This is a genomic window from Mucilaginibacter lappiensis, from assembly GCF_050433765.1.
GTDB classification, from domain to species: Bacteria; Bacteroidota; Bacteroidia; order Sphingobacteriales; family Sphingobacteriaceae; genus Mucilaginibacter; species Mucilaginibacter lappiensis_A.
Window position 1 is genome coordinate 1,117,377 of the sequence record NZ_JBNPWP010000001.1, and the last position, 23,942, is coordinate 1,141,318.

The window sequence follows — 23,942 nt, forward strand, 5'->3', positions numbered from 1 at the left end:
ACGAAAGCTTGTGGTAACTGTGTGAAAAGATTCAGACAGGCAGTGAAGCTTATGGTAAACGCCTGGTATCGAGCTTTACAGGGTGTTAACAAGTGTTAAATATGGAAGATTGAAATAATATCTCAAAAAAATATGCGTCTGTGTTGTCAAGCAGCCAATGCAGCGGTACCCTGCCGGGCTGTCAAATTTAACTTTACACACTTTATTATGAAAAAGATCCTATTTACGCTGGCCGTAGTATGCGGTACAGTATGGTACAGTTTTGCTCAGTCAGTATCAACCAGCACCACTACTACATCATCGACTCCGGCAGATCATGCCAGATTTAGTTTCGGGTTGGACGGGGGAGTTACTTTGAACCATGTTCGGGGTAGCTCCACAGGCGTGTGGGGGGCATCGGCCAAATATGAGTTGCCTATTGCCACCAACACCATGTTTACCATATCAGCGGGGTATACCTACCTGCCATATACCAGTTTCGAAAAGGAGTTTCTCAAGGCTGACGGCAATAATAGTTCGGGTGCCAGTTTCATACCCGTTAAGGTGGGTATCAAGTATTACGTTAGCCACGGCTTTTTTGTGGAAGGCCAGGCTGGTGTGGCAATTGCTGCCAAAAGCCCCAACTATAAAACTTCATTTGCGTGGTCGCCTGGTGTAGGCTATACCTTTGGCAACGGAATAGAAGTTGGGGCGAGATTTGAAAACTGGTCAAACAGTGGAGCCCTTAATCAGGCAAGTCTGCGTTTGGCATACCGTTTCTAATCAGACGCTTAAACATGTAGACAAGCCTGGGCGCAAATGCCCGGGCTTTTTCATGCAGGTAGTACTTTGTTCCCGCCTAATCATATGGTAATTGGGTAATCCACCTTTGAATATTTAAGCTTCTAATCGAATTTAACCTGCCTTTAGAAAGACATAATAAGATAACAAACCTTTATTCCGTTCTCAAACTCTTCACCGGATTGGCGATTGCCGCCCTTATTGACTGGTAAGAAATGGTTAACAATGCAATTATACAAGCTGATACTCCGGCTGCGGCAAAAAACCACCACTGTATATCAATATGATAAGCATATTGCTGCAACCATTTGCTTATTGCCCACCAAGCTATAGGAAACGCAATGCCATTAGCCATCAGGACCAGTTTCAAAAAGTCTTTGGATAACAATGTTGTCAGATTGAAAACAGTTGCCCCCATTACCTTTCGTATCCCAATTTCTTTTGTTCTTTGTTCAGCGGAAAAAGTTGCCAAACCAAATAAACCCAGGCACGCAATGAAAATGGTCGCGAGTGATACCCATATTAAAATTATTTGCCGACGCCCATCTTCAATGTAAAATCCTGCAAGTTGGTCGTTCAAAAAGTGATATTCGAAAGGATCATTTTTATCATTCTTTACCATCACATCCTTCAGTTTATCTAATGTACCTTTGATATTTGAAGCAGCTATTCTTGCGGTATAATAGTCAATACGCTGCACAGGATTTGTATTGTAGCCAAGTATTAACGGCTCAATTTTGGCATGTAATGTTTGAAAATGGAAATCCTTCACTATTCCGATCACTCTTGGCTCAAAAGGGATATTGTTATCGTTCAGCGACGTAAAGCTTCCGTCGCCATTTTCCGACATTCCAGGAATCTCAACGATCTGTCCGGCAGGTTCTATTATACCTAACAGCTTTGCTGCTGTTTCATTCACGATGATAGCTGATGAATCTGCCGGTGCATCAAAATTCCTTCCTTTTAATAATTTGATTTCATACGTTTTTAAAAAATCTTTATCCGCACCAAACATGTAGGCAACCTTTGACTCGTTAGTACTGCCGGAATTTTGAATCTTAACCGTACGAAAGGTTTTCCATTCGCCCGGAACTCTTGAGGTAACTGACACATCTTGCACAGCAGAAATTTTAGCCATCTCAGTTTTTACGGTTTCAAAATTTGCTCTTGCCTTTTCCGTATTCACGTCAATGACAACCAAAAGATTTTTATTAAATCCAAGGTCGGTACTGTTCAAATATTTTACCTGCAGAAACAGAACGATGGCTGCAATGATCATTACCACCGAAATGGTAAACTGAAAAACAACCAATCCCTTTCTTAATGATAAAGCACTTTTATTTTGAACCTTAAAGCCGTTCAGCAATAAAACGGGCTTAAAGCGGGAAAGCAATAATGCAGGATAGCTACCAGATAACAAACCGGTGAGTATGGCGAAAAGGATAGCATAAATCCAGATGCGATAATCAGAAGAGAAACCAAGTGAAAGTTCTTTATTGGTAAATTGATTAAAGGCAGGCAGCACAAGGTTAACAACAATCACCGATAACAAAAATGAGCCAGATGTCACGAGCAACGATTCAAATAAAAATTGCTTCATTAAATTGTTTTGGAGTGCGCCTATCGTTTTACGCACACCAATTTCTTTTAAGCGACTCGAAGCTCTTGCCGTAGTAAGATTCATGTAATTGATGCCGGCGATTAGCAGAACAAAAAAAGCAATGAATGTAAATATCTTGATGTACAGCAGGCTTCCCTGAGCAATAGCATCTACATTACCATTTCTTGCACCGTCAATAATATTTTCAGAGTTAAGGTGGATATCTTTTAATGGCTGCAAACTAAAAGAAAATGCTGTACCCGCTGGTACAGTAAAATTAGCGCGCACCATTTTCTCCATTTGTGCTGCGACGAAACCCGCGCTGGTATTGGGTTTTAATAATGTATATACAGAAAAACTATCCGATAACCAGTCACTGGCTACACGTTGTTTAAAAGAGGGCCTGTTGCTAAAAGTTGGTTCTGAAATCACGGAGCTGAAATCAAAGGTTGAATTGCGCGGATGATCTTTTAAAACACCGGTAATTTTTAGAGGAGAGGGCATAAAATCAAACTGCAATGTTTTGCCGAGCACCTCTGTTTTGTCAAACAGCCGCATGGCGAGCTCCTGTGTAATGATAATCGAATTAGGTTCCGTCAATGCAGTTTGTTTGTTACCGGCGATTAAGGGGAAGTCAAAAATTTGCAGCAAATTTTCATCGGCAATGGTAACGGTTTCCTGAAAAAAATTAGATGGATTTTCAGGATTGAGAATATTTGATCTTCCGGTCCTTACGATGCGGGTTGTATTTTCAACGCCGGGAATTTTTGTTTTCGACTCTTCTGCAAGCTGATAACCAGCACCCGCAATCGTTGTTGATTCGCCATTCACGTTTTTATGTCCAACTATCCTGTAAATTCTGTCAGCTTTGCTATGCTGATGGTCAAAAGTGAATTCATCAAAGAGATAAAGACCTATCAGCAGAAAACAACTTAGGCCGAACGTAAGACCTGCAATATTTAGCGTCGTGTAAAGCTTATTCCGGGTAAGGGTTCTAACAGCCGTTTTGAAATAATTTTTAAACATAATAGCACCTCCTGATCTCCCTTTCGGAAGGGGTTTTAACGGTTAAAAATAATTTGATGTTAATACCTGATGGGCAGCTTTAAATTTTATTTTTTTGCCGGAAGGGTTGGCATAAAACTTCATTCTTACCATGTGATGAATGATATTTAAAACGACACATGAGAACGCATCTAATCTAGTGCCAGCGTTGTATATTTCTTATTATCAATTTATTATATAAAATTATTATAGCATACTGTTCGGTTTCGTTACAATCATTGTACGATTATGTATAATAGGCCGGGTAGATTGGCCGAAGCCTCTAAACGGATAGAAGAATTACAGCAGAAACCGGACGCGGTTTAGAAAACGGATAAAATGCTTTATTCGTGTATCGTGCTGCCGTTCCTGAAGGTCGAAGGCATGGCGATTTATCCTTTTAGTGGATCCGCAATTTAATAAGAGGAGAACAAACTTGTCCAGCGAAGCACATGAAAGAGGCGTTCGTCAGAACGGGGTAATATAATAAAAAAACACGCTTAGTTGCGGCATGGATGCTGAATATTAATTTATTTTGCAAGGTTATTTAACCGCCCGCATGAATAAATCTTTAATTTTTGTCCTCGTTCTTATCTATTGTACGAATACTGCATTTGGCCAGGCAGCGGCTCCGGATGCGGATATAGCCACTAAAAACATGAACCCCGTTACAAAGAGTCGTTTGCTGCAAATTGATTCTTCCGTTGTTACCAAACATCAGGTTACCATCAGTGGCAAGATAATAACCTACACGGCTACAGCAGGCAGTATCCCTGTTTGGGATGAAGACGGACGCCCCGTTGCCGGGGTCTTTTACACCTATTATGAACGCGATGGTGTAAAAGATAAATCAAGCCGCCCTCTGGTAATTTCTTTTAATGGCGGTCCTGGGTCGCCCTCTTGCTGGATGCAGATCGGTTACACCGGCCCGCAGCTGGTCAATGTCGACGATGAAGGATATCCTATACAACCTTATGGTGTCAGCGAAAATAGGAACTCCATTTTGGATGTCGCTGATATCGTATATGTCGACCCGGTAAATACGGGGTATTCCAGGATCGTAGATAAGAGCACGCCTGGGTCAAAATTCTTCGGGGTAAATGAAGATGTGAAATACCTGGCTGAATGGATCAATACTTTTATAACACGCAAGAACAGGTGGGTTTCGCCCAAGTTCCTGATCGGTGAAAGCTCGGGTACTAATCGGGTATCCGGCTTGGCACTGGAGCTTCAAAACACTCACGGAGTTTATCTCAATGGTGTTATACTGGTGTCGCCAACCGACCTTGGCATTGACCGCAGCGGACCGTTAGCAGCAGCCTTACCCCTTCCCTATTTTGCGGCTGCGGCCTGGTACCATCATATGCTCGCGCCTGATCTTCAGCAGAAAGATTTAATGACCCTGCTACCAGAAGTGGAAGACTTTACCATCAACCAATTAATGCCGGCACTTAGCAAGGGGGGCTTTATAGATGATGCTAAAAAAGATGAAATGGCCGAAAAAATTGCGCGATATAGTGGTCTTCCGAAAAAACTGATCTTGGAGTATAACCTGGATATTCACCGCGACCTGTTTCAAAAAGCACTGCTGCGCGATAAGGGTTATACCATAGGCAGGCTCGACTCGCGCTACAAAGGAATTGACAGGCAAGCGGGTGGCTCTACCACCGATTACCCCGCCGAAACTGCTGCTTGGTCAAATGCTTTTACGCCGGCAATTAACAGCTATTTAAGGAATGATCTGAATTACAAAACTGACCTTAAATACGTTATGTCGGGCTATGTAACCGTTTGGAACTATGACAATGATCATACCGGCGAAAACCTGCGGCAAGCCATTGCCGAAAACCCGCATCTGCATGTACTTGCCCAATCGGGGTATTATGACGGTTCATGTGATTATTTTGACGTCAGGTACACCCTTGGGCAGCTGGACCCGGGCGGCAAGCTAAAAAACCGCATTAAATGGATCTGCTATAAAAGCGGGCATATGATTTACATGCAGAAAGATGCACGGGTATCAGCTACAGCAGATCTCAGGAAGTTTATATTGGAATCAATACCTAAACCAGGAGATCCGGCCAAGTATTAAAGTATAAGAACGCAATATAGTCCTGAAATAAAGGATCAGCCCGTTTCCTGGTGTAATGCCTGGATTCAAACCCCTCCGCGCTGCTTCGTTATGAGTAAACATTTGCTTAGTAAGCACATTTCTTTTTAACTAAAACTTTATCTTTTTTAAATAATCTCGCAACATGCTGATTTGCATCTTTGTTATAATTAATAGTATTATTTTATATTAATTATAAAGAAATAAGTTGCTTTATTTTTTTTATAAGTTGGTGTAACATTGTAATTACACGATTTAGTTTGCTGTATTTTAATGATTTAGTTAGTTGTTATTTTATACATTTGAAAAAAAATATATTTTATTAAATATTATAATAAAGTTTTTTTTGATTGCATTTATAAGAATGCAGTGTTATTGAACCGAATAATAAACAATTAAAATTCTATCAAATGAAAACAGCTCTACTTTTCATGACGATGGCTTTCTTTTTTCTTTTTTCCTGTAAAATGGAGAAATCAAATGAAGTGAAGCCTGTTCAAAAAAACTACAAGGTCACTTTCAGTGTCTCTAATTTTAAACAAAGCATTTCGAATGCTATTAATGGCAAAACCCAGGTCAACGGCTTGCGGGTTGATTCATCAACAACTAATATGGAGTCGTATGCTACGGTACTTCATTTATGTATTTTTGATAATCAAGGTAAATTAATAAGAAAGCTGGAGCAGGTACCGGGCGTATCCAACTACGGGATTATTTCGGATTCGTTAACAGCAGGAACTTATACTGTTGTAGCGGACGCAGGGCAAAATCAACTTAAATTGGCCGTTGGCCCCCAGGACGACCAGCATACTGACTTTCACAAACAAAACCTTCAGCTTGCCGATGGTTATCTTTATTCTTATTCTCCCAAAACAAGCCACAACGGAGCGAACAATGAGGGCGTATGGTATGATACTTTTTACAAGAAATTCCAACTGATTGTGACTAACGCACCTATCGATCAACCAATTACTCTTGAACGTGTAGTTGGCAAACTGGAAGTGAATTTTAATAGCGTAATACCTCAGAACGCTGCCCGGGTAGATATGCTTATCCGAAACGAATTTTTTGAATACAACATAGGCAGCGCCCAGCCTGTTGGAACCGATTCACTTACCACGAGCTTTGTAGTGCCTGATTCTGTTAAAGGAACAGCAAACTTTAAGTTTTCTCAAATAATACTAAATACTACTGTTCCATTCAACATAACGCTTACAGCCTATGATAGCTCGAACAAGATCATCGCAGCGCATGCCGCTAATAATGTTAGCTGCCAGGTAAATAAACGAACCATACTTACGGGCAGTTTTTCAAATGGAAGTTCCGGTAATGGTCTAAGCATCTCAATAAATTCAGAATGGGGCGTCCCGACAACAATACATTATTAATTTCATAACTAATTAACAGGTCAAATGAGAAAATATACATTCAGTATGTTAGCTATTATGCTTATGCTGTTCGCTTGTAAAAAAGACAACAATAACAAAATAAACACCTCCGGAAAGTCAAGCCGCGTAAGCTTTAGTATAGGCTTTGCACAATCAACAGGCATATTTAACACGGCTGCTATAAGGTCTGGTAAATTAAAGGTAAATACTACATTCTCTGCGCCCGATTCGGCACTCCAGGCTGCCGTAGATGTTATCTATATAAACATTTACGGAGCTGATGGAAATCGTGTTTTTGCAGCGAAGCAATTAGCTTCAGATACCTCTTTTGGTCGGGTATCAGTTACGCTGGCTCCTGGTAACTATACTGCTGCCTTCACGGCCGGTAAAACGGGGCTTACCCTTACCGGTAATGGAACATTCACGAATGATAATTTTACGTATGGACAAGCCGCGCAAGTACAAGATACTTTTTTCCAAAAGGAAAGCATTATAGTTGGAGAAGATGGCATTAGCCAAAATATTCAGCTCAATAGGGTCGTCGCAAAAATTATTGTAAATATCGAAGATGCTATTCCTTCAAATGTGCAGTTCATAGGCATGACATTTACGGATGATCCTACCTCTGGCCAACCTATCATTTTTAGTACAGCGTCCGGACGGCCTCTAAATGCCAATGGCCGAACGACTATATACACGCAGCCTGATGTCCCGGTTACAACAGGTGTAAAAAACATGAAATTATGTATGTACGTTTTCAACGCTGATAAATCGTATTCCATCAGAATGTTTGCATCTAATACTTTGCAACCACGCTTAGCAGCTGGATTGGATGGGTTTCCCGGCAATTATTCAGGAGACGCCATTGCTGACGTAATTGTTAATAATGTTGCTGTACAAATCGGTCATCAAACAACGGTAACGGGTAGGTTATTTGGCGGATCCGGTCTACCGGCAGGCAATGGCTTCAATATAAGCGTTAATCCCGTATGGGATTCAGCAACCAACAATATATCTTTTTAAGACACCCATATACAACGATATATGTTTAAGAGAGATAATTACAAAGAGAGCTGCTCACTTTGATTTTTATGCATAGGAAGGTAAATTACATCGTTGTAGATGAAGTACTAACCGGCCTTGAACAATCGGCGTGTTTAAATAAGAAGCGTTAATGTGATCGATGGAGAAAGGCTGCAAAATCACCTTTGCGGCCTTTAATGTTGTTCACGCAATTTTAACGTTATTTACCAACCCGTGTCTTCTTATTTTTGTTACAAGGGAAAGAAGCAAAAAATTAAATAGGGAAACCAAGCGTATTTGAATGTCCGGAGAGTTAACTTATACCCAACTGTACATCGAGTATTTACAAACTCACAAAATTACTAACAAATTTTTTGATATCTCTTTTGAGAGGTTGCACACCACTTCCGATTCCATAGTGTTCACGAGAAAAAGTAATGGTCAAATTATTAAATGTAAGTTCATCATCAGACAACACACAAGAGACGCGGGTATGGATATCACGTTCATCTTGTTAGGACACCGTTTCAGGTATATTTACGACGGCATAGTCAAAACATCACATTTTTTTACTTCCGAAACAGATCTGATCCAAGAAAGAATAAGCGATCTCCTGGATATTGTTTGATAAAAAAACGGCCGATACGACAAGATGTATATGGATAATTGCAATTGAGCTCTGTTTTATTGAAGCATGTCTGATGGGATGAAAAGCTGAGGTGACCGGTTCACTCGAACCGTTAATAACTTATAAATGGGCATCGCATTGGATTTTGGCCTTCGACAATGCTGTCAACCTATTCAGACATTGATTCAGTATTCAATTGGCCTATGCTTTAAGGCAGGTGGCTGCTGTAGCTGGGACCTCAAACCGCTTAAGTATAACAATATCAAATAATATTAAAATTGATAGTTATCAAAAAGAATCCGATCGCGGGCATCTTTACCAGGCAGGGCAAAGATCGCGCTTGGGCGTACCGCTGACCGCGTACCAGGGATGCCCCAGTCCCGATCTGCCCCCCGTACGATTCCACAGCAATAGCCCTCAAATTACCCCCCCCCCAAATTTTGATGCTACAATGATAAGCCCTAAATTTAAACGCAGGCATAAGGTTCGCCTCCCTTAAAACAACATCAATGAAGTTAACCAAAATAATTAATCGTACCATAGTGTTCGGTATGTTGTGTTGCCTGATATGGAGCATAAACCCGGCCATCGCCCAGATACCAATCCGCGATCCGCATAGACCTGGCTATGTATCAGCAAAGGAATTACCGGATGGCGCCATTCCTTCACCCGACTCCAGTGGGAATTTTATTATAGGCCCGACACATCATCCTGCACCGGAATCAATCGTACAGGCTAACGTACCGCAGGGGACCATAATTCGCTTTACCATGGATTCGAAGGACAGCAAAATTTACCCCGGCATTGCCCGGGAACCCAATACATTTGGCACGGCAGATCCGGCAAACCCGGCTAAATTAATCGTCACTACAAGCCATCCGGCTCCCTACACCCGTCAGGTAGCCGTGTACGTGCCAAAACAGTATGTCGCCGGCACCGCAGCGCCGTTCATAGTGGGTGCCGACGGGCCAGACAATTTGCTTTTCACGGTATTAGACAACCTGATTGCCCAAGGTAAAGTACCGGCGATGGTCGCCATCTCTATCGGGAACGGCAGCGGCGATGCCCAGGGCAGCGAACGTGGTCTGGAATATGATACGATGAGCGGCGTATATGCAGAATTTGTTGAAAATGAAATACTGCCGCAGGTGGAAAGGCATTGCCAGTTGAAACTAACCAAAGATCCTGCCGGTCGCGCTGCCATGGGTGGCAGTTCGGGCGGATCATGCGCCCTGATCATGGCCTGGTATCACCCGGAATGGTATCACCGTGTGCTCACCTATTCCGGTACTTATATCAACCAACAATGGCCCTACAACCCCAAAACACCACACGGCGCCTGGGAATTTCATGAGCACATGATGCAGAAAAGCCCCAAAAAACCATTGCGAATCTGGATGGAGGTAGGCGACCAGGACCTTTTTAATCCAAACGTCATGCGCGATGACATGCATGATTGGGTGGTTGCAAATGAAAATATGGCCAAAGTACTTGCCGCTAAAGGCTATCCATACCAGTTTGTTTTTGCCCGCAACGCCCGGCACGTTGACGATCAGGTAAAAAAGCAAACACTTCCCGAAGCGCTGGAGTGGCTTTGGAAAGATTATCACCCGGTGAAGGTTGCGCAATGACGAATATTTGTGAGAAAATTAAGGCATCAATTTATAACTTTCTTTAATAACCGCCTCATTGACCGCTTTAACCCTTTCTATTTCCATTTTTTCCACAGCCCTGTCATATGTAAGTACCCCATTAATTTCATGTTCTACATCGGTTGTTTGCGTGTAGATGGCCACACTCAGGCCTTTGTACTTCATGAGTTGTTCCACTTGATCCAGCAAAAACACATACCTATCCGTCAGCCTGGCTTTGGTGGGTTCATAGTCATACGCATTATTGGCTACAGGCGACATATGATCGCGCACAAACAAACCTACGCCGCCAAACTCGCCTAATGATGCTGCGCGGCGCTCGTCGGGCACCGAGGCGCCATACGGACCAACATAAATATGGGTATCGACATAATCCCCATTTCCCGGGTCGCCATAGGGTTTCTGATAGTTGGGGTTATTGTTAAAACCGGAATTGCCGTTCACCAGTCTTGAAGGATCGTATTGTTTAACCCAATTGGTTATATTCTTAACATCAAAAGCACCCCAGTTTTCATTAAAAGGCACCCAGGTAATAATGGATGGAGCGTTATAATGCTCGTCAATAAGCGTTTTTAGCTCTTTCCTGAATTCGGTTCTTGTTTTGGTGGTATCTTCATTTTGATACCATATCGCCGGCATATCCTGCCAAACCAATAATCCCAGTTTATCAGCCCAGTAGTAAAACCGCTGCGGCTCGGTTTTCATATGCTTTCTGATCAGGTTGTATCCGGCGTTTTTGGTGAACTGGATATCAAATTTGAGTGCCTCTTCTGTTGGGGCAGTCAGTATGCCGTCCGGCCAGTAACCCTGGTCAAGCAGCCCAAGCTGCATGATGAACTTGCCATTGATCAAGGGCCTGGTAACGCCATTAACCTTGCCCAATTTAATATCACGCATGCCGAAATAGCTTTTCACTTTATCGGTAACATGGCCATGGGCATCTTCCAGGCTGATGGTCAGGTTATATAAAAAAGGATCATCAGGCGACCAAAGCTTTGGCGTTTTAATGGGCAGGTAAAAGTAGGCGCCACTTGCTGATTTTGCCTGCGAAACCACATTGTTTCCATCAAGGGCTGCCGCGACTACTTTTCCTTCGCCTGTAGTGTTTACCAGTACTTTTAAACGATCATTGGCCAGGTCGGGCAGTAAACGGATGTTCTCAATGTACGTTTTGTTTACCGGTTCTAACCATACGGTTTGCCATATCCCCGAACAGAACGTATAATCACCGCGGGGGCCGCTTTTACCGGATGGCACGCGGCCGTCATTCAGATCCTGAACCGCAACTACCAATGTATTTTCCCCGTTGCTTAAATAAGGCGTTATGTCAAAACTGAAGGCATCATAACTACCGGCGTGGCTGCCCGCTTTATGTCCGTTCACAAATAAGGTTGCATGATGGGCCACAGCCTCAAAATGAATAACGATCTGTTTGTTTTGCCAACCGGAAGGAATTACAAAACTACGGCGGTACCACATATTGATCTCCTGCTTACGCTGAATGCCGGATAACACAGATTCCGGGCAATACGGAACGCGTATTTGTTCGGATTTACTTTCAAAAGATACGGGTTTTTCCGGACCGAGCGCGCTGGCAATATTTTTTCCTCCCCGATAATCCCATTTACCATTCAGACACATCCAGTCGCTGCGTTGCAGTTGTGGTCTTGGATATTCGGGTAAAGGAATCTCGGCACCTGAGGCTGCTTTTGTCCACGGTGTAGGTAAGGCAGGCCCCTGGGCAAATAAACAGGAACAATTAATGAGAAGTATTAGTAGAAATAGTGCTATGCGAATCCGGCTTTTATTCATGATCATTGGTTTATTGGAAGGAAACCCAAACTTATTAAAATAAATTTATCTGAGCATCGACGCTGATCATCAATTGTAAACCCGTTGTTTGTTGAAGTCCGGAACTTCACAATTCAGACTAACGTGGGGAATCTACCTGTAGTTTATGCTCCACCTGAAAAAAACGAATACAGAGCTCCAAAAAGAAAAACACGCAGATCGTATTATCAATATAATTCAAATGATAACTTTGAAAAATGTCCTTAAAATATTTTTTGATTGTTTTCATCTTTTTTGGTTTTCACTTACCTGTGCAAGCCAGCTTCATCATGAACCAAAATGCAACAGCTGCTTATAAAGCTATTTTTGAATTAAGATTCCCGGAAGCTAAAAAGATCATACAGGAAGAAAAGAGCAGAAACGCCAACAATGGTATTACTATTCTTTTAGATAATTACATCGATTACCTCTATCTGTTAAATTCAGATAATAAAAGTGATTACGAAAAATTTAAGGATCGAAAATCTGACAGGATCGATGAAATAAAAGACAATGATAAAAATTCACCATATTATCTCTTTTCACAAGCAGAAATATACCTGCAATGGGGGTTAATAAAAGCCAAATTTGGAGATTATACCTCTTCAACGATGGATTTAAACAAAGCCAAAAATCTGTTAGCAGAAAACAATGAAAAATTTAAAGACTTTTTACCGAACCAAAAAAGCTTAGGTGTCATTGATTTAATATTCGGGGCTATTCCAGCTAACTTGAAGGGTATTGCCAGTTTCCTTGGAATTAAGGGTGACATTTCCAGGGGCTTTAATCAAATGGAAAAATTCAGGGTTCAAATAGCCGGAACTAAGTATAGTTATTATAAGGATGAAATTATTTTTTTAATGTGTTTTACAGATATAGATGTATTGCATAGCAGAAACAATTATGGACGTCTTATTTCATTAGTAAATGATATGGATGAAAAAAGCCTGTTAAAAAGCTATTTAAAGGGATATGTAGCGTATAAAACAGGCCATAATGATGAAGCGATCAACTTTTTTTTAAATGTTCCGCGCTCATCTGAATATATTTCTTTGCCAGCTGTAAATTATTGGTTGGGTAACGCAAAATTGTGCCGTATGGACTCGGATGCAAACAATTATTTATTAAAGTATATAAAAGAAACCCAGGGTATAAACTATATTAAAGACTCCTATCAAAAGCTGGCTTATTATTATTATTTAAAAAACGACCAGGTCAATTACAATAATTATTTAACATTAGTTCGTACCAGAGGGGCCGCGACCGATGAAAAAGATAAACAAGCTTTAAAAGAAGCAAATGATGTTAAACCGGATTTAGACCTATTAAAAGCCAGGCTGTATTTTGACGGAGGTTATTACAATAACGCGCTTGCGATACTTAAATCTAAACAAGCCAATGATTTTAAAATCATTCGGGACAAAATAGAGTTCTTTTACAGATTAGGCAGAACTTATGATAAAATGAATGCCTATAATGAGGCATTAACAAACTATCAGAAAGCCATTAATATAGGTAAAAACGAAAGTTATTATTATGCCGCCAACTCGGCATTATATTCAGGCGAACTATATGAGCAAAAAAAGGATTACAAAAAAGCCGGTGATTATTTTAATATGACGCTCCGGATGAAAGATCATGCGTATCAAAACAGCATTGATACACAGGCCAAAGAAGGTCTGAAACGAATCAAGGCGGATTAGTTATGCAACTTCTTTTTCTCGGGTAAAGCGAACATGTTTATCCAATGCATTTTTGTGGTGAGCGTTTATTTTTTGTTTTACTGATTCAAAAACAAAATCCTCGCCGGTCCCGCAATCTAACATGTCAAAATACACCGAAGGTTTACTGCTTTCAAAATATTCGAATATATTACTGCTCCATATTAACTGGCATTTGCCATGAGTAAGCGCCATGATCTCGTTTAAACCATCTTCAAATTGTATGCGCCTGATATGATTGCTTTCCAGTTGCCCCTGCGGATAAAAAAGCAGTAAATTACCTGGTTCACGTAAAATTTCGGCTGCATACTCAAAGCTCTCTCTAATGGAGCGCTTCCCCGGATCTATGGAAAAGCTGCCGCAATACCTCAACCACTTGTTCTTTTGCATTTGCTTTTTTAATGACATAATATAAAGGCGTTTCATACTGTTCGGCCCCCACATTACCCGGTTACATAAATGAAAGGCCAAAAATCCATCAAGAAAACTAAAGTGGTTACACATGAGCAGGTAGGAATGTCCAGGGTTGATATCAATATCCTTAATAACTATTTTATTAAAACGCCTTTTAAAGATCAGGCCAATGATGATGGCCCCGCATTTAAAAAAAAACGGATGTAATGGTTTTGATTTTATGATCATAACAACAGCTCTGCTAATGTTGAAACAAAATTTTTATTGATCATTTCGTGGTTCTCCTCTAAAATTATAACTTCTGCCTGTTTCAACCTGGTAAAAAATACTTTACCAATAGCGGGTAAATACATTTTATCATATTTGCCAAAAATAAATATACTCCTGATGTTATGCTTTTCGAGCATATTGATTAATTGCTGTTCATTAGTTTCTAAATGACGTAAATAAGTAAAGCAGGCATATAAAGCAAACCTTAACTCGGCCGTACCTATTTCGTTATGTAAAATGTCCCTCCCGGCTGCATCAATAAATTTACACCATTCGCATAAACTTATTAAATTGATCATAGCCTTTTTGCTCAGCATTAATTTTTCAAGCAGTTTATTTCCTGTTTTATTTTTGCCGAAATAGCGGATCAAAGCGCCCGGATTAATAGACGAAGGCGCAGCTACAATATATTCATTAACCCTATCAGGCAGCTCCTCAACTACTGTTGTGGCATAATGAGAACCCATGGAATAGCCAATTACCGAAAAACGCCCAATCTGTTCATGTTTGCAAAAATCCTTAATGAGGTTGGCAAACTCCTTTTTTTGCAAACCCTTTTTTACTGTGGCTAAGCTTTGATCTTTTAACCAGGTCTCTTTATGAAAAAACAGGTCAAACCCCCAGAACGTAAATTTATCGCCAAAGGTTTCAGTCATTAATTTAAACTGTTTGCCATGCATCCCAAAACCATGAAAGCATAACATGTTGTCAGCACCTGTACCAAACTTATAATAATGTAACCTTACGAAAGTGTGGTCAAAGTAATGGCTGGTCATACGTTAAAGGTTTTGGACAATAGCAATAGCCCAGGCATATTGCCCATCGTGTGATATGGTAAGACTGATGTTAAATGTATCAGCCGGTTGCCGGTGAATGATAACAAGGGGCTGACCTCCAATTTTTTTCCTGATGATCTCGATTTTTTTCCAGCCAATAGCTGCCGGATCAAGCTGTTTAATCGCTTTATATACTGCTTCCTTTGCCGCCCACGTTGATGCGTAGCGCAACAGGGAATCATCAAAAAGATCACAATAAACGATCTCATTGGGGGTGTAAACTTTATTTTTAAACAGTGGGGTTAATGAAGCTTCAAAATCAGGGATAAAAACAAGATCATTGCCAATTGCAAATTTTTTGTCAATAGTTAAGCTGTTTATCGATCTTAAAATATCATTCTCCATCAGCTGCTATCGCCATAATGTTAAACCCGCCATCAACAAAATGTATGTTTCCGGTAACTTTTTTTGAAAGGTCTGAAAAATAATACAAGGCAGCATTGCCTACATCCCCAACCTCAATATTACCAAGCGGAGCTGTAGCTTTACTGAGTTTCCTGAGCTTACGCACACCGTTTATACCGCCTGCCGACGTGGTCATGACCAGGCCTGCAGATATAGCATTTACCCGGATCTGCTTATTTCTAAAATAATCGGCCAGGTAAACTACGATATTCTCAAGTGCCGCCTTGTTAACAGACATTCCCGCATAACCAGGAAACACTCTTTGCGAGGCATTGTAAGTAAGCGTTAATACGGAGGCATTTTGAGCCAGTAAAGGCTCTGCAACCCGTGCAATCCTCAGCAGCGAATAGGCACTGATATTAAAGGAATCCATAAGATCTTCAAACGGGATATCAATATACTTTGGTGCAGGTACATTGCTGCCCGGTAAACTGTAGCACATGACCTGCTGATTTCCAAATGCAACACCATGTAAAACATAATCGATGGCGCCCAATTCCGTATATACCCACTGCATAAATCTGGTTATCTGCTCTTCATTTCTTACGTCCACTTCCATAGCAAAATGTTGCGGTACGCCTAACTCATCAAGCAAATGCAAAACATTTACCTTTGTATCGTCAACATAGCTCAATGCAATTTTACAACCTGAGTTATGCAGCTTTACGGCAATATCATACGCAATGGAGCTATCATTCCTCACCCCGAAAATAACCGCTACTTTATCTTTATTGTCGATCATGGGCTTTAATTGTTCCTGGAGATGGACATGGCACTGTTTGTACCGCCAAAACCATAGTTCAAACAAACTATCCGGTTAACTTCTTTAGCCAGTGTTTGCGGAGATATTAAATGCCGGTAAGCGTCCAGCGGTTTATCCGGGCCATCCCATTCCAGTGTTTTTTGAAATGATTCCAGTTCGGGGTTTAATCTTTCCGAATTTAAACAGGGCAACACCTGTTGGTTTTGCAGCATAAATATAGATGCTATCAGTTCAACAGCGCCGGCAGCGCCCAGCATATGGCCAAACTGCGATTTTGGTGCGGCAATCTGGTAACCATCTTCGCCCATCACATCAACCACGCTTAGCAATTCAATGGCATCACCAACCGGGGTCGAAGTACCATGAACTTTTACAACATCAGCTTTAATGGCACTATCGCCAAATAAACCCTTCCATAATCTTTTTTGGCCGGAAAAGGATGGGAAAAACATATTGCCGGCACCATCAGAGTTGTTATGGTAATTGTCAATTACCGCTAATACCTGCGCGCCCCTTGCTTTAGCCGCTTCATATTCTTCCAGGGCAACAATGCCGCAGCCAAATGAGCAAACAAACCCATTCCTGCTGGTATCGAATGGCCGGGAACTTTCACCAGCTTTAAACCCCTTACTTAATACCTGCATGGCATCAAAGCCAATAAACGTTTCTAACGAGGTACCCTCAACCCCGCCTGCTATTACACGATCCTGAATACCGAATTTAATAAGGCGATAAGCATAGCCGATATTACCTAACCCGGTTGCACATGCCGAACCAATAGATTCGCAAACACCTCTGTTTTTGATTAAGCAGGATACATTGGCGGCATCCCGGTAAACCATGGCCCTGTCAACCGTATGCGAACCTGCGATACGGGTTTTGCGTTTAAGTTCAAAAAAATTATGCCAGGCGGTCCTTAAAATGACGTGCCCCGCACCTCCGGAACCAATAACTACCCCTGTTTGCTCAGATTCAGTTTCAGGTTTTGTCCAGCCAGCCATTTTTATGGCCTCCTGTGCTCCAAGCATAGCCCAGATACTCCCAACATCGGCCGTAGCCAGATTGCCGTCGGGTATCCTGCCCAGCGTATCAATATAGGTTTCCGGATAATTTTCTGCAAGAGTTGAGTAAATAGCTTCCAGACCCATTTCTTCTTCGGTAATAAAACCCGATACTGTTGAACGGATATTTTTTCCATGGGCAAGCGCCAGGTCCCAATCCCGTACAAGGCTTTCACCTTTAAATAGTTTTGCCTTAAAATCATTCAGATCCTTACAGTTAGGGAAAGCCCCTCCCATGCCTACTATGGCCACGCGCCTTCCCTCGATGTTCATAATTAAACTTTTTGCTTGGTTTTTATGATCAAATCAACAATATCCTTAACTTTTGAGCCAAGGTCATCGATGTCGTCATCCTCAAATTCTACATCAAACTTCTGTTCGGCTTTGGCAGCTATGTTTATCATTTCTGTTGACGGGGTGTTCAAGTCGGCTATAAAATCAGTATCTTCCGTAACATTATCCAGTTTAGACGGATCTATTGTTCTGACTGTTCTTAATATTTCTATCAGGCCCGTAGTTATTTCTTGTCTTTCCATTAGGTTATAATTATTGTTTTTTTATTCCTCGTCCTGTAACATCAAATAGTTCTGCTATTAAAGTAAACCCATCTTCTAAATCATACTTAAGCAGTTTTTCTTTTGTATAATTACCAAAGTAGTTATCAACATCTAATCCCTTCGGTACTTTGTAAATTCTTCCATCGCAGGTCATTTGTCTGAATTTATAAAAGGTTATTAAACCCATACTGATAAATACATCGCCGGGTTGTAAATATCCCCGAAAATTGACCTGCCCTATACTCACAAATAAAGGGTTAAAAGTTTGTTTAAGGTGGTTAAATGTACATTGTTGTTTTATACATTCTGCATAGGCGCTGCACGATACGATGGTAGCCTGGGCAAAGGCTTCAATCTGGTCAACGCCTCTGAATATTCCAAAATGATCTTCAACATCTACAGTCGTAGGGGAATAGCTGGCAATAATTCCCACACCGGGCTGATGCCAATGATATTTATTTAATAAGATTTTTTTAGGGCCATGGACCAGTACATCCTCAGGGGCAACTCCCATGAGATTATCCATAAAGTCCATCAAACTAAACCTCCATTTATATGAATATTTGTCCCGTTGATATAAGAAGCCTGATCGGATAATAAATAGGCTATCATCTCTGCAACATCTTCCACCTTTCCAAATCTCTTTGATGGGATCATTTTCAAATATTTTTCTTTTTGAATTTCAGGTAAATTATTAGTCATATCGGTTTCAATAAAGCCTGGTGAAACGCTAAGCACCCGAATATGATGATCTTCGTTAAGTGCAGCGGCTTCTTGCGCCAATGATTTAGATAGCGCAACCAGTCCGGCTTTCGTAGCTGAATATACCGATTGGAATGCATTACCTGTTTCTGCTACTACCGAACTTATATTTATAATAACGCCACGCTTACTTAAACTAAAAATTTTCATCGCTGTTTTGCAAATCATGATAGGCGCTTTTAAATTAACATTAAGCATAACGTCTATTGACTTTTCGGGTTGATAAATTAACGAGTTATCAAAAGTAACCCCGGCATTATTTATTATAGCATATAACGAATCTCCATGCTCTTTTTTTAACTGTTTACAAAAGTTAACCAATTGTTCCGGTTCAGAAAAATCTGCGCATAAGATCTGACTATTGGGTATAACCTCTGCAAAGCTCCCGACACGTGAAGCATGAAGAATTAACTGGTATTCTGTTGATAATTTTTTCGATATCGCTAAACCAAGGCCTCTGCTTGCACCAGTTATCAATATCTTTTTATCTGTCATTTATCATATAAAAAAATAGTCCATCAATATAGTAATTAAATTATTGAAAGCAAATGTATACTGGCTTAGTCAAAGAAACACGTATACGAAAAGTTGTTGATTAGTGTTACTTATTATGCTTGCTTTTATACTGGTTCAAGGCTTATCAACCAGTTGTATTAATTCTTCCGTGCCCATTTTTCCAGCTTGTTAACCAGGTCATCCAATTTAAATGGCTTGCTTATATAGTCGTCCATACCTGCATCCATACAAATTTGTAAGTCGGTTTGAAGGGCATTGGCTGTCATCGCTATAATAAAGGGGCGGGTCGGGAATCGTTTTTTTATTATTTGTGTAGCTTCCAGGCCATCCATTTTGGACATTTGTACATCCATTAAAATAATATCGAATGTTTTTTTATTAACAAAATCCAGTACCTCCAGTCCGTCTGCTGCCAAATCGGCTTCATATCCTAATTTATTCAAAATCTTCATAATTAGTTTCTGGTTCATCTGGTTGTCTTCACCAACCAAAATATTCAATGGGTACCTTTTTGCAAAATTATCAGGTAGTTTATGTTTTGTAATATCGGCGTGCAGCGGCTCATGAATGGTAAAATTTATGCGCCTGCCAAGTTCTTTTAAAATGTGTTTATATAAATTATCTTGTTTTGCAGGTTTGGTTAATATAGCGCAAAAAAGATCGGGATTATCTTTATGGAAAATATAGCCTATGGAGCTCAAAAGCATTATGGGTAATTCGGGGTATTTAGCGCGTATTAAGGTTGCCAGTTCAATTCCATCCATAAACGGCATTTGCATGTCGGCAATAACCAGCTTAAAATCAATTTGTTGCGACAATATATCAAGGGCCTTTTCACCTGAATTGGCTACTACCGGGCTTAGCTTCCACTGCTCCAGCTGACCTTTTAAAATTCTGCAATTGGTATCATTATCATCAACAATCAAAATTTCACTTTTTTCAAAACCATTCATATGATGGTTTATTTGTATTGGGTCTTGCAGTAAACTTTTTTGCGAGTGAATAGAAAACCGGAATGTACTTCCTTTACCAATTTCACTTTCTACACTAATTTTACCGCCCATTAACTTCACCAGTTGTTCGCTTATAACCAGGCCAAGGCCCGTGCCGCCGTATTGACGGGTGGTTGACGAATCAACCTGCGAAAAAGCTTTAAATAACCTGTTCAGCTTATCGGCAGAAATGCCGATACCGGTATCCTTTATCTCAAAGCTTAATTCAATCTGGTTATCCTCTGAAGTGCTGAATAAGTGTACTGCCACATAAATTTCACCTTTTTTGGTGAACTTGATAGCGTTACTTATTAAGTTGATCAGGATCTGACGAAGTCTTAAACTATCGCCAATAATTTGCGCCGGTACATCATAGTCAATCTGGTAAACCAGGTCAAGCTTTAAGTGGGCGGCTTTTAAAGCAAAAACATCAAAAACTTCTTCAATACAGGTACGCAGGCTAAAATCCTTTTCCTCCAGCTCCATATTACCCGATTCTATTTTAGAAAAATCTAAAATATCGTTAATCACCGCCAGCAGGTCTTCGCCGCAGGTTTGTATAGATTCGGTAAAAGTCCGCTGTTCTTCATCCAAAGGAGTTTCGGCAAGTAAAGAGGCCATCCCGATCACTCCATTCATCGGCGTCCGGATCTCGTGGCTCATGGTTGCCAAAAATATACTTTTAGCCCTGTTAGCCTCCTCTGCTTCAAGAGCCGATTTTTTTTCAACTTCTATCGCCCGGGCCAGCTGTTCGGTGCGCTCTTCAACCTGGCGTTCAAGCTCGGTCTTTTGTTTCCATATGGAACGTGTGCGGATAATATAAAATGCCGGGCCGCTAATTATAAAAATTAAAGCCGCAATTAATTTAAACCACCAGGTAAGCCAAAAAGGAGGCTTAATATTAATGGTGATAAATGTACCTTTATTGTTCCATTTCCCATCGTTATTAGATGCCTTTACCCTGAATGTATATTGTCCGGGGTCCAGATTTGTGTACGTAGCAGTTCGCTTATTACCCACATAATTCCAGTTTTTATCAAAGCCTTCCAGCTTATAAGCATACTGGTTTTTTTCGGGAATGGTATAATTCAGGGCTGCAAATTCAAATGTAAGTACCGTGTATTTATAGGAAAGGTTTATGGAACTTGTTTCGCTGATATCTTTTTGAAGCGGGGAGTTTTTATCGGCGGTGGTTACCTGCTTGTTAAAAATCTGTAGCCCTGTTATATAAACAGGAGGAATAAAGTCATTATCTTTTAAACTATCGGGATAAAAAGTGCTAAATCCGTTTACGCCGCCAAAAAACATTTGCCCATCTGCAGTTTGAAAACAGGAGTGGCCTTTAAATTCATCTCCCTGCAACCCGTCAGAAATACCATAGTTTCTGATGAGTTTAGTTTTGGGATTAAACCGGGAAATCCCTTTGTTGGTGCTTAACCAGAAGTTGTCTTTACGATCTTTCAAAATCGTATAGATCACGTTATTAGGCAAACCCTCCCTTTCGGTATATATCGTAAATGTTTGGCTGCGCTTGTTAAACAGGTTAAGTCCGCCTCCGTTTGTACCTATCCATATATCACTGTCATCCGTCTCGGTAACCGACTCGATAGTGTTGTTTGATAAACTGTGTTTATTTCCCTCATCGTGCCTGTAATGCGTAAAACGGCCTGTTTTAGGATTTAATATATCCAGGCCGTTATCAGTGCCTATCCATATATTGCCCTGTTTATCCTGGAATACGGTAGTAACAATATCGCTGCTTATGCTGTTATTATTCCTTGGGTTGTTCCTGTATCGTGTAAAGAGACCGGTTTTTACGTTATAATAATTAAGTCCGCCTTTCCAGGTACCTAACCATATATTGCCGTCATGGTCTTTATACATATTGTTGATATCTGAAAGGGAAAGGCTGCGTGGATTATTTGCCTGGGGCATGTGATGTATAAAAGTTCCCTTTTTTTTATCAAACAGGTCAAAGCCACCAATGTGGTAGCCAATACCGATAATATTTTTATTTATTGATACTATCGCCATTACATGATTATTGCTTATCGTATTACTATTATTAGCATTATGCAGGTAATGAATAAAGGTTTTTTTCTTCCGGTTAAATAAATTCAGCCCACCCCCATCGGTGCCAATCCAAATATTTTCGTCAGTGTCATCGCCGGAGATGGCCAGCACATTATTGTTGCTTAAACTATTGGGATTGTTTGGGTTTTGACTATAGGAACTGAATTTATTGCCAAACTCCGGCACAAAATTAACACCGCCCGAATAAGTGCCTATCCAGGTATTTCCTGTGTCATCCTTATATAAACAATAAACAGAGTTACTGCTAAGACTGTAATGGTCATTTGGATCAAATTTGTAGCAAATAAACTTATTGGCCGGATAATCGAGCACACTTATGCCGCCATTTTCGGTCCCTATCCACAGCTTTCCGTCGCCGCTTTCCAGTATCGAAAGAATATCATTATGGCAAATACTATTGCTGTTATTGGGGTTATGTTTAAAATTTATAAATGAATCACTTCTGCTGTTATATAGTGCCAGCCCGCCCCCATGTGTACCTACCCAAATATTGCCCTTGCTATCTTTATATACCGCTTTTATCCAGCTGGCACCAATACTGTTATTGTTTGCCGGATCATGAACATAACGAATAAACTTACCATTTTGGGGATTAAATTGATAAAGTCCATCATCGCTTCCTATCCATAGCCGGCCATTATTATCCTCAGTAACCTGGTAAACAAAGTCGTTAATTAAACCGTTTTTATCTGTATGTGTAAATTTTTTAAATGAACCATTTGTAGCATTAAATAGATATAAGCCCTTACTGGTGCCCAGCCAGATCCTTTTTTTACTATCTAAAAAGATAGACCTGACGGCAAAAGTTAAATGATTGGAATAGTGGATAAATGTATTTGTCGCCCGGTCAAATCTGTCAAGCCCGCTTTCGGTTCCGATCCATAAATTATGGGAACCGTCTTCCATTATAGCTAATACATAATTATCAATAATAGTTGCTTTATTATTCTGGTCGTGTTTATAATGAGTAAATTTATAACCGTCATACTTATTAAGGCCATCTTCGGTTCCAAACCACATAAAGCCACGACTGTCTTTAATAATGGTTCCTACATGGCTTTGGGAAAGACCTTCGTTTGTACTAAGCTGTTTAAATTTAAGAGCGTGTATTTGCGAATAAGATAATCCGGGAAAAAGCAGGTATAAACACGGGATAAAAAGAAATATTGGCCTCATTTTATTGTGTTAATACTATTATGGTATATCTAATCCGCTGATGTTTTAAATCAAAACAAGTATTACAGCGGCTAAATAATACGCGTATTTGCGGAGCCTATTAGTTTGGCCTCAGGAATCTAATCTTAATAATTTCTACCGGAGCAGAACTTATATCAATCAAACCGCCTTTTAACATTTATAATAATTCCAAACTACCAAAAACTTTATTTTAAGTTAGTTCTTGTTTTTATTCATACGGTGTTTATGGGAAATAGTTTCATATAATATTTAATATTGCGATGGCCCATTTGTGACTTTATCAATTTTAGTACTGCCCA

General features: G+C 40.4%; 18 protein-coding genes. 7 read left to right on the forward strand and 11 right to left on the reverse strand.

The features are described from left to right. Positions 1-207 precede the first annotated feature (207 nt). Positions 208-762 carry an outer membrane beta-barrel protein gene (locus M2273_RS04345; RefSeq protein WP_429393441.1) on the forward strand — a complete coding sequence of 185 codons (555 nt, stop codon included), beginning with the start codon at positions 208-210 and terminating at the stop codon, positions 760-762. Between the two features lie 172 nt (positions 763-934). Here the strand turns inward: M2273_RS04345 and M2273_RS04350 are convergent, their stop codons facing one another. After that, complete coding sequence (locus tag M2273_RS04350) at positions 935-3,406, reverse strand: ABC transporter permease (RefSeq protein WP_429393444.1); 2,472 nt, start codon at positions 3,404-3,406, stop codon at positions 935-937. Positions 3,407-3,983: 577 nt separating this feature from the next. Here M2273_RS04350 and M2273_RS04355 point away from each other — a divergent pair. The 4 genes from M2273_RS04355 to M2273_RS04370 all read left to right on the forward strand — a co-directional run bounded on the left by M2273_RS04355 (position 3,984) and on the right by M2273_RS04370 (position 10,204). Further along, positions 3,984-5,516 (forward strand): S10 family peptidase, encoded by a 1,533-nt coding sequence (locus M2273_RS04355; RefSeq protein WP_429393447.1) that lies wholly within the window; start codon positions 3,984-3,986, stop codon positions 5,514-5,516. A 428-nt stretch (positions 5,517-5,944) separates the two neighbouring features. After that, on the forward strand, positions 5,945-6,922 hold the full coding sequence (locus M2273_RS04360; RefSeq protein WP_429393449.1) for a FimB/Mfa2 family fimbrial subunit: 978 nt from the start codon (positions 5,945-5,947) through the stop codon (positions 6,920-6,922). A 24-nt stretch (positions 6,923-6,946) separates the two neighbouring features. Next, entirely contained in the window at positions 6,947-7,945 is a 999-nt protein-coding gene (locus M2273_RS04365) for a hypothetical protein (protein ID WP_429393451.1), read from the forward strand. 1,137 nt (positions 7,946-9,082) lie between these two features. Next, the gene (locus M2273_RS04370) at positions 9,083-10,204 is read left to right on the forward strand and encodes an alpha/beta hydrolase (protein ID WP_429393453.1); all 1,122 of its coding nucleotides are present in this window, start codon (positions 9,083-9,085) and stop codon (positions 10,202-10,204) included. An 18-nt stretch (positions 10,205-10,222) separates the two neighbouring features. On the opposite strand, the gene M2273_RS04375 is transcribed toward M2273_RS04370, so the two are convergent. Further along, positions 10,223-12,037, reverse strand: coding sequence for a glycoside hydrolase family 2 protein (locus M2273_RS04375; protein ID WP_429393455.1), 1,815 nt, complete (start codon positions 12,035-12,037; stop codon positions 10,223-10,225). A 308-nt stretch (positions 12,038-12,345) separates the two neighbouring features. Between M2273_RS04375 and M2273_RS04380 the strand changes: the two genes are divergently transcribed. After that, complete coding sequence (locus M2273_RS04380; RefSeq protein ID WP_429393458.1) at positions 12,346-13,758, forward strand: tetratricopeptide repeat protein; 1,413 nt, start codon at positions 12,346-12,348, stop codon at positions 13,756-13,758. On the opposite strand, the gene M2273_RS04385 is transcribed toward M2273_RS04380, so the two are convergent. Next, positions 13,759-14,280 carry a glycerol acyltransferase gene (locus M2273_RS04385; protein WP_429393993.1) on the reverse strand — a complete coding sequence of 174 codons (522 nt, stop codon included), beginning with the start codon at positions 14,278-14,280 and terminating at the stop codon, positions 13,759-13,761. It lies immediately after the preceding gene. On the opposite strand from M2273_RS04385, the gene M2273_RS04390 reads away from it, so the two are divergent. Further along, positions 14,236-14,397, forward strand: a complete 162-nt coding sequence (locus M2273_RS04390) for a hypothetical protein (RefSeq protein WP_429393996.1) — start codon at positions 14,236-14,238, stop codon at positions 14,395-14,397. The two genes, M2273_RS04385 and M2273_RS04390, sit on opposite strands and share 45 nt — an antisense overlap. Positions 14,398-14,414: 17 nt before the next feature. Here the strand turns inward: M2273_RS04390 and M2273_RS04395 are convergent, their stop codons facing one another. The 8 genes from M2273_RS04395 to M2273_RS04430 form a co-directional block, all read right to left on the reverse strand. Continuing rightward, positions 14,415-15,236 carry an alpha/beta fold hydrolase gene (locus M2273_RS04395; RefSeq protein WP_429393461.1) on the reverse strand — a complete coding sequence of 274 codons (822 nt, stop codon included), beginning with the start codon at positions 15,234-15,236 and terminating at the stop codon, positions 14,415-14,417. Positions 15,237-15,239: 3 nt separating this feature from the next. Then, positions 15,240-15,641, reverse strand: coding sequence for a holo-ACP synthase (locus M2273_RS04400; RefSeq protein WP_429393464.1), 402 nt, complete (start codon positions 15,639-15,641; stop codon positions 15,240-15,242). Then, positions 15,631-16,443: an enoyl-ACP reductase FabI gene (locus M2273_RS04405; protein WP_429393466.1), complete on the reverse strand. Its 813-nt coding sequence runs from the start codon at positions 16,441-16,443 to the stop codon at positions 15,631-15,633. Before M2273_RS04405 ends, M2273_RS04400 begins: the two co-directional genes overlap by 11 nt. 5 nt (positions 16,444-16,448) lie before the next feature. Beyond that, a complete protein-coding gene (locus tag M2273_RS04410) occupies positions 16,449-17,798 on the reverse strand; it encodes a beta-ketoacyl-[acyl-carrier-protein] synthase family protein (RefSeq protein ID WP_429393468.1) in 1,350 nt (449 codons plus the stop codon). 2 nt (positions 17,799-17,800) lie between these two features. After that, positions 17,801-18,061, reverse strand: a complete 261-nt coding sequence (locus M2273_RS04415) for an acyl carrier protein (protein ID WP_429393470.1) — start codon at positions 18,059-18,061, stop codon at positions 17,801-17,803. 10 nt (positions 18,062-18,071) lie between these two features. Further along, positions 18,072-18,608: a hypothetical protein gene (locus tag M2273_RS04420; protein WP_429393472.1), complete on the reverse strand. Its 537-nt coding sequence runs from the start codon at positions 18,606-18,608 to the stop codon at positions 18,072-18,074. A gap of 8 nt (positions 18,609-18,616) precedes the next feature. Beyond that, positions 18,617-19,339, reverse strand: coding sequence for an SDR family oxidoreductase (locus tag M2273_RS04425; protein WP_429393475.1), 723 nt, complete (start codon positions 19,337-19,339; stop codon positions 18,617-18,619). A gap of 158 nt (positions 19,340-19,497) precedes the next feature. Further along, positions 19,498-23,622: a two-component regulator propeller domain-containing protein gene (locus tag M2273_RS04430; RefSeq protein WP_429393477.1), complete on the reverse strand. Its 4,125-nt coding sequence runs from the start codon at positions 23,620-23,622 to the stop codon at positions 19,498-19,500. Positions 23,623-23,942: the final 320 nt, after the last annotated feature.

Coding starts and splice junctions, on each gene's coding strand:
- M2273_RS04360 (WP_429393449.1), top strand. CDS start 5,945: ATGAAAACAGCTCTACTTTTCATGACGATGGCTTTCTTTTTTCTTTTT.
- M2273_RS04380 (WP_429393458.1), top strand. CDS start 12,346: ATGAACCAAAATGCAACAGCTGCTTATAAAGCTATTTTTGAATTAAGA.
- M2273_RS04405 (WP_429393466.1), bottom strand. CDS start 16,443: ATGATCGACAATAAAGATAAAGTAGCGGTTATTTTCGGGGTGAGGAAT.
- M2273_RS04430 (WP_429393477.1), bottom strand. CDS start 23,622: ATGAGGCCAATATTTCTTTTTATCCCGTGTTTATACCTGCTTTTTCCC.
- M2273_RS04370 (WP_429393453.1), top strand. CDS start 9,083: ATGAAGTTAACCAAAATAATTAATCGTACCATAGTGTTCGGTATGTTG.
- M2273_RS04420 (WP_429393472.1), bottom strand. CDS start 18,608: ATGGATAATCTCATGGGAGTTGCCCCTGAGGATGTACTGGTCCATGGC.
- M2273_RS04365 (WP_429393451.1), top strand. CDS start 6,947: ATGAGAAAATATACATTCAGTATGTTAGCTATTATGCTTATGCTGTTC.
- M2273_RS04345 (WP_429393441.1), top strand. CDS start 208: ATGAAAAAGATCCTATTTACGCTGGCCGTAGTATGCGGTACAGTATGG.
- M2273_RS04400 (WP_429393464.1), bottom strand. CDS start 15,641: ATGGAGAATGATATTTTAAGATCGATAAACAGCTTAACTATTGACAAA.
- M2273_RS04355 (WP_429393447.1), top strand. CDS start 3,984: ATGAATAAATCTTTAATTTTTGTCCTCGTTCTTATCTATTGTACGAAT.
- M2273_RS04425 (WP_429393475.1), bottom strand. CDS start 19,339: ATGACAGATAAAAAGATATTGATAACTGGTGCAAGCAGAGGCCTTGGT.
- M2273_RS04385 (WP_429393993.1), bottom strand. CDS start 14,280: ATGTGTAACCACTTTAGTTTTCTTGATGGATTTTTGGCCTTTCATTTA.
- M2273_RS04410 (WP_429393468.1), bottom strand. CDS start 17,798: ATGAACATCGAGGGAAGGCGCGTGGCCATAGTAGGCATGGGAGGGGCT.
- M2273_RS04375 (WP_429393455.1), bottom strand. CDS start 12,037: ATGAATAAAAGCCGGATTCGCATAGCACTATTTCTACTAATACTTCTC.
- M2273_RS04350 (WP_429393444.1), bottom strand. CDS start 3,406: ATGTTTAAAAATTATTTCAAAACGGCTGTTAGAACCCTTACCCGGAAT.
- M2273_RS04390 (WP_429393996.1), top strand. CDS start 14,236: ATGAAAGGCCAAAAATCCATCAAGAAAACTAAAGTGGTTACACATGAG.
- M2273_RS04395 (WP_429393461.1), bottom strand. CDS start 15,236: ATGACCAGCCATTACTTTGACCACACTTTCGTAAGGTTACATTATTAT.
- M2273_RS04415 (WP_429393470.1), bottom strand. CDS start 18,061: ATGGAAAGACAAGAAATAACTACGGGCCTGATAGAAATATTAAGAACA.